The 13,208-nt window shown below is 64.4% G+C and carries 12 protein-coding genes and 1 other RNA gene; 8 read left to right on the top strand and 5 right to left on the bottom strand.

What is annotated here, in order from left to right:
• Positions 1 to 174: 174 nt before the first annotated feature.
• From ubiG to PDMSB3_RS15275, 4 genes are all read left to right on the top strand, one after another.
• Positions 175 to 873: a bifunctional 2-polyprenyl-6-hydroxyphenol methylase/3-demethylubiquinol 3-O-methyltransferase UbiG gene (ubiG, locus tag PDMSB3_RS15260; protein WP_007180878.1), complete on the top strand. Its 699-nt coding sequence runs from the start codon at positions 175 to 177 to the stop codon at positions 871 to 873.
• A 31-nt stretch (positions 874 to 904) separates the two neighbouring features.
• Positions 905 to 1,618, top strand: a complete 714-nt coding sequence (gene gph / locus PDMSB3_RS15265) for a phosphoglycolate phosphatase (protein WP_007180877.1) — start codon at positions 905 to 907, stop codon at positions 1,616 to 1,618.
• A 123-nt stretch (positions 1,619 to 1,741) separates the two neighbouring features.
• Positions 1,742 to 2,111: a transfer-messenger RNA gene (gene ssrA / locus PDMSB3_RS15270) on the top strand.
• Between the two features lie 247 nt (positions 2,112 to 2,358).
• Positions 2,359 to 2,718, top strand: coding sequence for a COG4315 family predicted lipoprotein (locus tag PDMSB3_RS15275; protein WP_007180871.1), 360 nt, complete (start codon positions 2,359 to 2,361; stop codon positions 2,716 to 2,718).
• Positions 2,719 to 2,829: 111 nt separating this feature from the next.
• On the opposite strand, the gene PDMSB3_RS15280 is transcribed toward PDMSB3_RS15275, so the two are convergent.
• Entirely contained in the window at positions 2,830 to 3,096 is a 267-nt protein-coding gene (locus tag PDMSB3_RS15280; protein WP_007180870.1) for a hypothetical protein, read from the bottom strand.
• A 108-nt stretch (positions 3,097 to 3,204) separates the two neighbouring features.
• A complete protein-coding gene (locus tag PDMSB3_RS15285; protein ID WP_165186790.1) occupies positions 3,205 to 4,284 on the bottom strand; it encodes a substrate-binding domain-containing protein in 1,080 nt (359 codons plus the stop codon).
• Between the two features lie 134 nt (positions 4,285 to 4,418).
• On the opposite strand from PDMSB3_RS15285, the gene PDMSB3_RS15290 reads away from it, so the two are divergent.
• The 4 genes from PDMSB3_RS15290 to PDMSB3_RS15305 are packed head-to-tail and all read left to right on the top strand — an operon-like array spanning position 4,419 to position 9,689.
• Entirely contained in the window at positions 4,419 to 4,904 is a 486-nt protein-coding gene (locus tag PDMSB3_RS15290; protein WP_165186792.1) for an NAD(P)H-dependent oxidoreductase subunit E, read from the top strand.
• Entirely contained in the window at positions 4,901 to 6,466 is a 1,566-nt protein-coding gene (locus PDMSB3_RS15295) for a formate dehydrogenase beta subunit (RefSeq protein WP_007180867.1), read from the top strand. Before PDMSB3_RS15290 ends, PDMSB3_RS15295 begins: the two co-directional genes overlap by 4 nt.
• Before the next feature lie 14 nt (positions 6,467 to 6,480).
• Positions 6,481 to 9,429: a formate dehydrogenase subunit alpha gene (gene fdhF, locus PDMSB3_RS15300; RefSeq protein WP_165186794.1), complete on the top strand. Its 2,949-nt coding sequence runs from the start codon at positions 6,481 to 6,483 to the stop codon at positions 9,427 to 9,429.
• 8 nt (positions 9,430 to 9,437) lie between these two features.
• Complete coding sequence (locus PDMSB3_RS15305; protein ID WP_165186796.1) at positions 9,438 to 9,689, top strand: formate dehydrogenase subunit delta; 252 nt, start codon at positions 9,438 to 9,440, stop codon at positions 9,687 to 9,689.
• A gap of 51 nt (positions 9,690 to 9,740) precedes the next feature.
• Here PDMSB3_RS15305 and PDMSB3_RS15310 read toward each other — a convergent pair whose 3' ends face one another.
• The 3 genes from PDMSB3_RS15310 to PDMSB3_RS15320 form a co-directional block, all read right to left on the bottom strand.
• Positions 9,741 to 11,465 (bottom strand): FAD-dependent monooxygenase, encoded by a 1,725-nt coding sequence (locus tag PDMSB3_RS15310; protein WP_165186798.1) that lies wholly within the window; start codon positions 11,463 to 11,465, stop codon positions 9,741 to 9,743.
• Between the two features lie 182 nt (positions 11,466 to 11,647).
• The gene (locus PDMSB3_RS15315) at positions 11,648 to 12,748 is read right to left on the bottom strand and encodes a cation diffusion facilitator family transporter (RefSeq protein ID WP_165186801.1); all 1,101 of its coding nucleotides are present in this window, start codon (positions 12,746 to 12,748) and stop codon (positions 11,648 to 11,650) included.
• Positions 12,745 to 13,104: an ArsR/SmtB family transcription factor gene (locus tag PDMSB3_RS15320; RefSeq protein WP_035517944.1), complete on the bottom strand. Its 360-nt coding sequence runs from the start codon at positions 13,102 to 13,104 to the stop codon at positions 12,745 to 12,747. The genes PDMSB3_RS15315 and PDMSB3_RS15320 overlap by 4 nt, the downstream gene beginning before the upstream one ends.
• Positions 13,105 to 13,208 lie beyond the last annotated feature (104 nt).

The raw sequence follows: 13,208 nt of genomic DNA on the forward strand, positions 1-13,208 counted from the left end.
CAAAGCCCCGCTTCGGCGGGGCTTTTTTTATATGTCCTGCCGCGTGCCCAAGGCCGCGAGGGACGTCGACCGGACCGCGAGGGGGCGGCATTTTGCCGCCCCGTCCCTCGACCTATATACTCAGGGTTTATCCTCGAGCGCCCGCTCACCGCTCTCTTCGAGGCAGCTTCCGCCATGACCAATGCCGATCCCCACGAACTGCAGAAATTTAGCGACCTTGCGCATCGCTGGTGGGATCCGAATGCCGAATTCAAGCCGCTGCACGAGCTCAACCCGATTCGCCTGAGCTGGATCGACGCGCACGCCCATCTCGCGGGCAAAACCGTGCTGGATATCGGGTGTGGCGGCGGCATTCTGTCCGAGTCAATGGCAAGCCTCGGCGCGCACGTCAAAGGCATCGATCTGTCGACCCAGGCGCTGGGCGTGGCCGATCTTCACAGCCTTGAAAGCGGTGTAACCGTAGATTACGAAGAAATCGCTGCCGAGGCGCTCGCCGCCCGCGAACCGGGCACGTTCGACGTCGTGACTTGCATGGAAATGCTGGAGCACGTGCCGCAACCCGCGGCCATTGTGGAAGCGTGCAAGACGCTGGTGAAACCCGGTGGCTGGGTGTTCTTTTCCACGCTGAACCGCAATGTGAAGTCGTACCTGTTCGCCGTGATCGGAGCCGAATACATCGCGCGAATGCTGCCCAAGGGCACGCACGACTACGCGCGGTTCATTCGGCCGTCGGAATTGGCGAGCTTCGTGCGCGCCGCCAACCTGCGTACGGCCGATATCAAAGGCATTGTCTATAACCCGCTCAGCAAGCATTTCACGCTGTCCGCCGACACGAGCGTGAACTACATGCTCGCCTGCCGCCGCGACGCCTGATCCGCCCCGACCTGCCGGACCTACCCAATCAATGAGCGATCCCACGCCCCTGCCCCAACGCGAAGATAACGAAGACGCACTCGGTCTTTGCCTGGCTGTGCTGTTCGACCTCGACGGCACGCTGGCCGACACGGCGCCCGACCTCGCGGCCGCCGTCAACAAAATGCGCCATGATCGCGGGCTCGAGATGGTGCCGCTCGAAGATCTGCGCCCGCTGGCGTCCGCGGGCGCGCGCGGGCTGATCGGCGGTGCGTTTGGGATCGGCCCCGATAATCACGAGTTCGCGTCGATGCGCGAGGAGTTCCTCGCCAACTACGAAGCGGATCTGTGCATCGAGACCACGCTGTTTCCCGGCATTCCCGAAATTCTCGACGAGCTCGACGCTCGCGGCGTGCGCTGGGGCATCGTCACCAACAAGGTAGCGAGGCTCACGGAGCCGCTGATCGCGCAACTCGGACTGGAAGAGCGCGCCGGCTGCATCGTGAGCGGCGACACGACGCCGCACTCGAAACCCCACCCGGCGCCCTTGTTGCACGCCGCGCGCGAGCTCGACGTGGTGCCGGAGCGCATCGTCTATGTCGGCGATGATCTACGCGACGTGCAGGCGGGTTTCGCGGCCGGCATGAAGACGGTCGCGGCGGCGTACGGCTACTGCGGCAACGATATTCCGCCCACGCAATGGCATGCGCAACACGTCGTCCAATCGACGGCTGAATTGCAGAGGCTGTTGCGCGACCTCGGCTGAAGCGCGCTCAGCCGGCACGCCGAAGCCGGCGCACCGCTGCGGCGGCCACATCAATGAGTCAGGACGCGGCTGTCAATCTATTGTAAAATCTACGCTGGCTCAGAAAGTTGAGCAACGAACCGCGGGGGCGACCTGGTTTCGACAGGGGTTGCGAAGCGGCTAGGGCATGTCGAGGACCCGTCACCTCGTTAATCAATGGGAAAAACGTAACTGCAAACGACGATACGTTCGCACTGGCAGCCTAAGGGCCGCCGTCCTCTGCCTAGTTTACTGACGGGCTAGAGTCGCAAGACCGGTAGCAATACCGACAGAGGTCATATACGTCAGTTAAGCCTTGGTGGTGTCACGACATCCGGGTCGAAAACCTAGTGAATCGCCGTAGTGCAGCGTGTTCGTCCGCGTCACTACGGTTAAATCAAATGACAGAACTAAACATGTAGAACTGGTCGTAGAGTGCTTCTGGACGCGGGTTCGATTCCCGCCGCCTCCACCAGAACACGTTTCAGACAGTACATTCAAGTCTCACCCGGAACCCGTAAGCGGCCAGCTGCTTGCGGGTTTTTTGTCGTCCGGCGCCGCCTCCGCCTAACTCGTCGGCTCGCCACTCCCTGACGCTGCCCGATCGCGCTCCACTTTCGAAGAGCATGACTGGAATAAACGCATCCGCTCAATCGTTTAATCCTCACGCGCGCGCACGCCGCGTCTAGCGCGAAACCACACCAAGATCAGGAGCCGACATCATGCGCAAAACTCTTTTCTGCCTCGCCCTCCTCGCGCTGCAACAAAGCGCTTTCGCCGAAGCGCCGAAAATCGTCGACGGGCGCTTCGTCACGGCGGACGGCATGACGCTCTACACCTTCGACAAAGACACCACGCCCGGTGTGAGCGCCTGCACCGGCGGCTGCCTGAACAACTGGCCGGCAGCCACCGCCGGCGCATCGGACAAACCGTCCGGCGACTGGACGTTGATCGCCGGCGCGGACGGCAAGCAGCAATGGGCGTACAAAGGCCATCCGCTCTACCGCTACGCAGCGGACAAGCAGGCGGGAGATATGAAGGGAAATGGCTTCAAGGACGTGTGGCACACGGCCAAACCTTGAGCGTCTGCCATGAACGCGGCAACGGCAACGCCGGGCCACGAAACCTGAAGACCAGACGAAAAACGCCGGCAGAACGCCGGCGCCGCACTACCACCGGACTCGTGCGTCCGCTTACTCGTCTTTAGGGCACTGCAGATTGCAGCCATTCGGATCGCCCATATCGCCGCGCTTGCGCATGGCCGATTTTTTGCCGCTCTGGTATTTGTCGGAGGGCGCCGACGCGGCAAACGGCATTTGCGGATGCTCGGCGAGACGAAACTGATCTTGCAGGATACCGCCCGGCACACCCGGCGAATTCTGCGCGACAGCAACCGAAGCGCTGGCGAGCAGCACACCAGCCGTCGCCACGGCAGCACATGCGTAAAAAATAACTTTCATATTGATCGGCGCGACGTAACGCGCGGTTAAGGCGGAAGCGGAAGCTTAAAGAGTATCCCAAACGGACGCCATACGCAGCGCCGAACATAGGCTGATGTTTACGGCTGCTTACGCCGTCGTTTCGCCGAGCCCCTCTTCCAGGGCAACCACCTCGCCGCAGTCCTGCGGATCATAGCCTTCGAGTTGATCGACGCTCTCGCGAAACGCGCTGCCGCGCAGCAAGCCGATCACGGCCGCAAGCGGCGCGCGCTCGAGGCGCGCGCGATCGCAGGCGAAATAATAGTCTTCGTCGACGACCGGAATGAAGTCGAGACCGAAGTGATGCGCCGCGGGCTCCACGCCGAAGCCGACGTCCGCCATGCCGCTCGCGACGAACGCCGCAATCGCCGAGTGCGTGAGTTCGGTCGACGCGTAACCATTGACCCGATCCGGATCCACCCCGACTTTCCGTAGTGCGAGATCCAGCAACATGCGCGTGCCGGAGCCGGGTTGCCGGTTGACGAAGCGAATGTCGTCGCGCGCGAGATCACCCAGACCCACGATTCCTCTGGGATTGCCCTTGCCGAGAAAGAGTCCCTGTTTGCGCCGCGTGAGATGCACGAGCACGTGACGCTGTGGATCGAGCCAGCGGCGGTACGTATCGGCGCATACCGCGCGAAACTCGCCGAGCGGCAAATGGAAGCCGGCCAGGTCGCATTCGCCGCGCGCGAGCGCGCTCACGGCGTCGGCGCTGTCCCGATACTTGATGTCCACCGGCAGATCGTTGGCGACCAACGCAGTGACGAGCGCGGCCACGGCATAACCGTGCGACGCGAAGATGCGCACGTCATCGGCGGGCGGTGCGAGCCAGCGGTTCAGATCGCTTGCCACTTCGCTGGCGAGCGCCTGCATATTGCCGTCGAGCCGTTCCCCGCACAGACGCTGCGCACGCAAAACCGCTTGCCCGAGTTCGGACAGCACCGAGCCGCGACCACGCTCTTTCGCAATCAGCGGACCGCCCAGACGCTCTTCGATGCTGCGCAGCAAACCCCACGCATGACGGTAGGACAAACCCTTAAGCGTCGCCGCCTGCGCGATGCTGCCCGATTCATCCACCAGCGCCAGCAACGGCACGACGTCCGACAGGCTTGCCTCGCGGCCATCCGGGCTCTTCACCACCAGTTGCGCCTGGCACTCGATTCTGATCATATATGCTCAACTCTTTCCTATTGCGCCGGCCGAATCACCCGCCTATTGTTCGGCTATCCCATATCGAATATACGAAGCATAAGTGCACGCATTATGAATGACAAGTGCATATATGACTTTGGAGGAGCCCCCACTTGGACGATTCCATCGCCATCGCGCCGGATCAGCTCGTGCAACGTCACGCGCAACCGGGCATGTCGCTACTAGCGGTCTTGCACGCAATTCAGGACGAACTCGGTTATGTGCCGCCCGCTGCGGTCGCGCCGCTCGCGCGCGCCTTGAACCTGTCGCGCGCGGAAGTGCACGGCGTCATCACCTACTACCACCACTTCCGCACGCAGCCGGCCGCTCAGGTCACGGTGCAGTTGTGCCGCGCGGAAGCCTGCCGCAGCATGGGCACCGAAGCGCTCACCCGCCATATCGAGACACACACCGGCTGCCGCTTCGACGCCGAACATGAGCATGGCGCGACCGTGGAACTGGAGTCGGTGTATTGCCTCGGCCAATGCGCACTGTCGCCGGCGCTGATGCTCAACGGCACGCTGCACGCCAGGGTCACGCCGCAAAAGTTCGACGCGATCTTCGCGGCCGCCAGCAAGTGTGTGGAGGTGACAGCATGACGCGCATCTACGTTCCCCGTGATTCGTCGGCACTGGCGCTCGGCGCTGACGCGCTCGCTCAGGCGCTCGAAGCCGAAGCCGCGCGCCGCGGCCTCGCCGTGGAACTGGTCCGCAACGGCTCGCGCGGCCTGCTGTGGCTTGAACCGCTCGTTGAAGTTCAGACGCCTGAAGGCCGCATCGGCTACGCGAATGTCGACGCAGACGACGTCGCTGCGCTGTTCGATGCTGGCCTAATTGAAGGCGGGGCGCACGCGAAGCGCGTCGGCGTGGTCGACGAGATTCCGTATCTGAAGAAACAGCAGCGCCTGACGTTCGCGCGCATCGGCATCACGGACCCGCTTTCCATCGACGACTACATCGCCCACGGCGGCCTCGAAGGCTTGCGCCAGGCTCTGCAAACCGACGGCGACGCCGCCTGCGAAGCGCTGATCGAATCCGGCCTGCGCGGCCGCGGCGGCGCGGCCTTCCCCGCCGGCATCAAATGGCGCACGGTACGCGGCGCGAAGGCGGCGCAGAAGTACATCGTCTGCAATGCGGACGAAGGCGATTCCGGCACCTTCTCCGATCGTCTCGTGATGGAAAGCGATCCGTACGTGCTGATCGAAGGGATGATCATCGCGGGCGTCGTGACGGGCGCGACGGTGGGCCACATCTACGTGCGCAGCGAGTATCCGCATTCGATCGCGACGCTCGAAGCGGCCATCACGAAAGCACGCGCCGCCGGCTGGCTCGGCGACAGCGTGCTCGGCTCAACGGCGCATCGCTTCGAACTGTTCGTGGCGAAAGGCGCAGGCGCGTATGTGTGCGGCGAGGAAACGGCGCTGCTCGAATCGCTCGAAGGCAAGCGCGGCATTGTGCGCGCCAAGCCGCCGGTGCCTGCGCTCGTCGGCCTGTTCGGCCAGCCGACCGTGATCAACAACGTCATCACGCTGGCAACGGTGCCGATCATTTTCGCGCGCGGCGCGGCGTTCTACAAAGACTTCGGCATGGGCCGCTCGCGCGGCACGCTGCCGTTCCAGCTGGCGGGCAATGTGAAGCAAGGCGGCCTGGTCGAGCTCGCGTTCGGCGTGACGCTGCGCGAGTTGCTCTACGACTACGGCGGCGGCACGGCGAGCGGCCGTCCCGCGCGCGCGGTACAGGTGGGTGGCCCGCTCGGCACGTATCTGCCGGAAAGCCAGTGGGACATTCCGATGGACTACGAGGCATATGCGGCAGTCGGCGCGGTAGTGGGCCACGGCGGCCTCGTGGTGCATGACGACACGTCGAATCTCGCCGAACTCGCGCAATACGCCATGCACTTCTGCGCGCTCGAATCATGCGGCAAATGCACGCCGTGCCGGATCGGCTCGACGCGCGGCGTCGAAGTGATCGGCCGGATTCGCAACGGCGATACGTCCACCCGGCAAGTGCAGTTACTGCGCGATCTGTGCGACACGATGGTGTCCGGTTCGCTCTGCGCGATGGGCGGCATGACGCCGTTCCCGGTGCTGTCCGCGCTCGATCATTTCCCCGAAGACTTCGGTCTCGCCAACGTGTCTGAACACGCGCCGAAAGCGGCCTGACCCAGGAGCCCACCATGTCCGACATGCTCAACTCATCCACTGGCGGCTGCGGCTCCGGCAACTGCGCGTGCAAGGCGCAAGCCCAGCAGCAGCGCTCGCCCCGTTCCTTCTTCGACGACACGGACTACGGCACGCCCGAGCGTCACGCCGACATCGACGTCACGCTGGAAATCGACGGCCAGTCCGTCACCGTGCCGGCCGGCACATCCGTCATGCGCGCCGCCGTCGAAGCGGGCGTCAACGTGCCGAAGCTCTGCGCGACCGATTCGCTGGAACCGTTCGGCTCATGCCGCCTGTGTCTCGTGGAAATCGAAGGCAAGCGCGGCTATCCCGCGTCATGCACGACGCCGGTCGAAGCCGGCATGAAGGTCCGCACGCAAACCGATCGTTTGCAGTCGCTGCGCCGCAACGTGATGGAGCTGTACATCTCCGATCACCCGCTCGACTGCCTGACCTGCTCCGCCAACGGCGACTGCGAACTGCAGGACATGGCGGGCGTCACGGGCTTGCGCGAAGTGCGCTACGGCTTCGACGGCGCGAATCACCTGAAGGATAAGAAAGACGAGTCGAACCCGTACTTCACCTACGACGCGTCGAAGTGCATCGTCTGCAATCGCTGCGTGCGCGCGTGCGAGGAAACGCAAGGCACGTTCGCGCTGACCATCGCCGGGCGCGGTTTCGAATCGCGCGTGGCGGCCAGCGAAAACGTGCCGTTCATGGAATCGGAGTGCGTGTCGTGCGGCGCGTGCGTGGCCGCATGCCCGACCGCAACCTTGCAGGAAAAGACCGTCATCATGCTCGGCCAGGCCGAGCATTCGGTCGTGACCACGTGCGCGTATTGCGGCGTCGGCTGCTCGTTCAAGGCGGAGATGAAGGGCAACCAGGTCGTGCGGATGGTGCCGCACAAGAACGGCCAGGCCAACGAAGGCCACGCCTGCGTGAAGGGCCGCTTTGCGTGGGGCTACGCGACGCACAAGGACCGCATCACCAGGCCGATGATCCGCGCGAAGATCACCGATCCGTGGCGCGAAGTCAGCTGGGAAGAAGCGCTCACATACGCGGCCTCGGAATTCCGCCGCATTCAGGCGAAGCACGGCCGCGATTCGATCGGCGGCATTACGTCGTCGCGTTGCACGAACGAAGAAACGTATCTGGTGCAAAAGCTCGTGCGCGCCGCGTTCGGCAACAACAACGTCGACACCTGCGCGCGCGTGTGCCACTCGCCGACCGGCTATGGACTGAAGACCACGCTCGGCGAATCGGCGGGCACGCAGACGTTCGCCTCGGTCGATAAAGCCGACGTGATCATGGTGATCGGCGCGAATCCGACCGACGGCCACCCGGTGTTCGGCTCGCGTTTGAAACGCCGCGTGCGCGAAGGCGCGAAGCTGATCGTGGTCGATCCGCGGCGTATCGATATCGTCGATACGCCGCACGTGAAGGCGTCGCATCATCTGCAGTTGCGGCCGGGCACTAACGTGGCCGTCGTGAACGCGCTGGCGCATGTGATCGTCACCGAAGGGCTGGTGAACGAAGCGTTCGTTGCCGAGCGTTGCGAAACGCGCGCGTTCGAGCAATGGCGCGATTTCGTCGCGCTGCCGGAAAACGCGCCGGAGGCGACCGAGGCGGTGACCGGCGTGCCGGCTCAAGCCGTGCGCGAAGCCGCCCGCATCTATGCGACCGGCGGCAACGCCGCGATCTACTACGGTCTGGGCGTCACCGAACACGCGCAAGGTTCGACGATGGTGATGGGCATCGCCAACCTCGCAATGGCGACGGGCAACATCGGCCGCGAAGGTGTGGGCGTGAATCCGCTGCGCGGCCAGAACAACGTGCAGGGTTCGTGCGACATGGGCTCGTTCCCGCACGAACTGCCGGGCTATCGCCACATCAGCGACACGGTCACGCGCACGCTGTTCGAGGAAGCCTGGAACGTCACGCTGCAACCCGAACCCGGTCTGCGCATTCCGAACATGTTCGACGCCGCCGTGCACGGCACCTTCAAGGGTCTGTACTGCCAGGGCGAAGACATCGTGCAGTCGGATCCGAATACCCATCACGTGTCCGCGGCGTTGTCGTCGATGGAATGCATCGTCGTGCAGGACATTTTCCTGAACGAGACCGCCAAGTATGCGCACGTGCTGCTGCCCGGTTCGTCGTTCCTCGAAAAGGACGGCACCTTCACCAACGCGGAGCGCCGCATCTCGCGCGTGCGCAAGGTCATGCCGCCGGTACCGGGTTACGCCGACTGGGAAGTCACGGTGATGCTCGCGCGCGCGCTCGGTTATGAAATGGACTACACGCATCCGTCGCAGATCATGGACGAGATCGCGCGTCTCACGCCGACCTTCCACGGCGTCTCGTACAAAAAGCTCGACGAGCTCGGCAGCATCCAGTGGCCGTGCAACGAGAATGCGCCGGACGGTACGCCGACCATGCATATCGACACCTTCGTGCGCGGCAAGGGCAAGTTCGTGATTACGAAGTTCATCGCGACGCCCGAGAAAGTCACGCGCAAATTCCCGCTGCTGCTCACCACGGGCCGCATCCTGTCGCAGTACAACGTCGGCGCGCAGACGCGCCGTACCGAGAACTCGCGCTGGCACGACGAGGACCGGCTGGAAATCCATCCGCACGACGCCGAAGAACGCGGCATCAGGACGGACGACTGGGTCGGCATCGAATCGCGCGCGGGACAAACCGTGCTGCGCGCCAAGGTGACTGAGCGCATGCAGCCGGGCGTCGTTTATACGACGTTCCACTTCCCCGAATCGGGCGCGAACGTGATCACCACCGATAGCTCGGACTGGGCTACCAACTGTCCGGAATACAAGGTGACCGCGGTGCAGGTGATGCCGGTCGAACAGCCGTCGCAATGGCAGAAAGACTATTCGCGCTTCAACACCGAACAGCTCGATCTGCTGAAGCAGCGCGAACTGGCCAACGCGACATCGGGCAAGTGAGGTCGGATATGGACAATCAGAACCTGATCGATATGGCCAACCGGATCGGCGACTTTTTCGATTCGATGCCGGACCGCGAGGAAGCGCTCGCCGGCATCGCCGATCATATCCGCCGCTTCTGGGAGCCGCGCATGCGGCGCGCGCTGCTGGCGGCGCTCGATGAGCCCGATGCGAGCGGCATTGAAATGTCGGTCATCGTCCGGGAAGCGCTCATCAAACATCGCGAGCAACTAACGCCCGCTGCACCGGCAACGGTGTAAGCCGGGCCACGCTAGCCGGGTTCACCACCTGCGCGACTCAGGCGGCCCGCGTCACAGGGCCGCCTGCTCCGGTATCTCCCCGCTCACCGCAAACCACGCTTCGCAATGCCGCAGCAGGCCGTGCAGATCGGAGCCTGTGCGCCCGCGAGCGCTGATGTAGCCGTCCGGCCGCACCAGATAGAACGACGGCCGCGTGCGGCCATACGATTCGGCAAGCGCCAGTCCGCCGTCGCCGGTGGTATCCGTAATGCGCCAGATGCGCACCGCGCCCGGCAGCAATCTCTCGACTTCCGCCGCCACGCGCTCCAGTTCGGCGTCCGGCGGCGGCGCATGCTTCGCTGCGGGATCCAGCGGTTTTTCGTCGACGGGCAGCGGCGGCACCAGCAGGAACAGCGAGAAGAACGCCGGATCGTGCAGATCGAACACGCAGCCGACGCCGGGTGCACGGCCGAGCGGTCCGTCGACCACATGCACCAGCGCGTCCGGTGCGCGCTCGCCGGCACGCGGTCCGCCGTCGAGCACACGTTCGAGCGTCAACGGACTGCGCCGGTACTGGATCGACAATTCGCTGATGGTCAGGCGCGCGGCGTCGCGCAGCGGACCCAGCGCGGCGAGCACCGGCATCACCCGTTCGCGCAGCAGCTTCAGCGGCCCGTGATCGGCCTCCGCCATCTGCGTGATGAAACCCGTCTGCCGCAGCACGTCACGCTCGATAGGATGACGTTCGAGGTGATAGGTGTCGAGCAGACGGTCCGGCGCCGCGCCCTTCAACACGCGCGCGAGCTTCCAGCCGAGATTGAACGCTTCCTGAATGCCGGTGTTCATGCCCTGCGCGCCGGCCGGGCTGTGCACATGCGCGGCGTCGCCCGCAAGGAAGATACGGCCGACGCGCAGCCGGTCCACCATGCGGCTATTCACATGGAAATACGAGGACCACGCGAGATCCGACACGTCGACTCGCTCGCGCACACGCCGCGCGATCAGCGCCTTGCATTCTTCCAGCGAAGGCGGCGACACCCTGTTCAGCGGCGGCTCGCCCAGCACCGCCGGCGTTTCGGCCGGCGCGACGCCGGCAGGTTCGATAGCATGATCCGCGATCAGACGATGCCTGCCGTGACCCATCGGAAACAGCGCGACCAGTCCTTCGCCCGACGCGAAAATATGGAACTCGTCTTCGGGCCAATCGGTTTCGGCGTGCAGGTCGGCTAGCAGGAAAGTCTGCTCGAAGGTCTTGCCCTCGAAGTTCAAACCGAGCCGGTGACGAATCGCGCTGTGTGCACCGTCGGCGGCGATCATGTACGACGGACGCATGGTCTCCGTGTGACCGTCCGCGCGGCGCAGCGTCGCCTGAATGCTGGCGGCGCCTTGCGCGAACATGGTCAGCTCGACGCCCCGTTCGATCGTCACGCCGAATGTGGCGAGATGCTCCGTCAGCAAGCGCTCGGTCACCGACTGATCGAGAAACAGCAGATACGGATAGCGTGTGTGCAACGGATCGAAGTCCAACTGCGCGAGACGCATGCCATTCGAAAACAGATTGGCGATGCGCGCGCGATGGCCGAGCTCGAGAAACGGCTCGACCAGTCGATGCTGCTCGAGCAACTCGAGCGTACGCGCCTGGATGCCGATGGCCCGCGAATACGGGTTCGGCTGCATGGCCTTGTCGATCAGACGCACGGGGATGTGGGCACGCGCGAGACTCATCGCTGCGGCGAGCCCGGTGGGACCCGCCCCGACGATCAGCACCGGCGACGCATCGTTTGCGGCAGCGTCCATGCGGAACTCCGGAGACAACAATGCGTTCTAGTGTACGCCCGCAGGAAGTCCCCTTGGGGGCGCTGACGGCAACCGGCCAAGCGGTTGCGCTGCATCAATCGCAGCGCCGGCGTGGCATCGTGGCGACCATGTGGTGATCGCGTTGTGCCCGTGCCGTGACTTGCCGCGCGTCCCGCTCAGCTTCAATGCGCGTGCGGCGCATGATCCATCGCGCAGCGGTGCTCTGTGGTGCCGAGGTCGACTTGCAGCGTCGCATGCTGCATCGAAAAATGTTCGCGCAGCGTGACGACGATACCGTCGAGCGACTCGTCGCCGGGGTGGCCCGCCGGCATCACCAGATGCGCGCTGAGCGCATTGCCGGTGGTCGACAAGGCCCACACGTGCAGATCGTGCACGTCGACCACGCCCGGCTGCCCGGCCAGATAGTCGCGGATACCTTGCAGATCGACGCCGGGCGGCACAGCGTCGAGCGCGAGGCGCACCGAGTCGCGCAGCAGGCCCCAGGTGCCGGCCACCACGACCGCCACCACGAGCAGGCTCATTACCGGGTCGAGCCACGTCCAGTTGGTATAGAGGATCACGAGACCGCTCACCGCGACCGCTGCGGAGATGCCAGCATCGGCCGCCATGTGCAGGAACGCGCCGCGGATGTTCAGGTCATCCTGCTGCCCGCGCATGAAAAGCCACGCGGAAATGCCGTTGATGACCACACCGCCCATTGCCACGACGAACACCGCGAGCCCCGCCACCGGTGCCGGATTGATCAGCCGCCCGATTGCTTCAGCGACGATCACGCCGCACGCGAACAGCAACAGTCCGGCATTGACGAGCGAAGCCAGGATCGACGAGCTGCCATAACCGAACGTATAGCGCGCCGACGGACGGCGCGTGGCGAGCCAGGCGGCGCCCCAGGCGAGCAGCAGGCCGAGGACATCGGAGAGATTGTGGCCGGCGTCGGCGAGCAGCGCGGTGGAATGAGCGATCACACCGTAGACCGCCTGGGCGACCACGATGGCGATGTTCAATACAACGGCGAGGGCGAACGAGCGGCCGTGGCCTGCGACAGGGGCGTGAGCGTGGTGATGGCCGGCGTGGTTGTGACTGCTGTGGTTGTGACTGGCGTGATCGTCAGCGCCGTAATCGTGACCGCCGTGGCTGTGGTCGATGTGGCTATGGGCGCTGTGATCGTGGCCACAGCCGCCCGACACCCCATCGTGTTCCTGCCCAGCAGGCGCGTGCTCGTGACCTGCCGCGGTTCCGTTCGGGGTATCCGGTTTATTCATGACGCGTCCTGGGAATCGTTGCCGGCCGGTTCGGCCACGTGTTCGAGCATGCCCGCCAGCATCGCGCTGATATGGCGATCTGCGGCGAGATAGAAGACCTGCTTGCCCTGCCGCTCCGCGCGCACGATCCGCGCCGCGCGCAGCAGCCGCAAATGATGGCTCACCAGCGACGACGACAACCCCAGCGCCTCCGCGATCGCCCCGACCGCGCGCCGCTCGTCGAGACACGCCAGCACGATGCGCAACCGCGTGGGGTCGCCGAGCAGGCGAAACAGGTCGGCCAGCGGCACGATGGTGTCGACCGAAAGATCGTCGTAGCCGGCAACCGAAGTGGACGAAGCGGGGGAAGAAGCCATGACAAAGAGCGACAAGAAAGTACATGTGAACATGTACTCACACATTATAGATATCGAGACATCCGGTCAAATCGGAGCACGCTGCGGCGAGTGTGGGAAAATGC

Source organism: Paraburkholderia dioscoreae (assembly GCF_902459535.1).
Lineage (GTDB): Bacteria > Pseudomonadota > Gammaproteobacteria > Burkholderiales > Burkholderiaceae > Paraburkholderia > Paraburkholderia dioscoreae.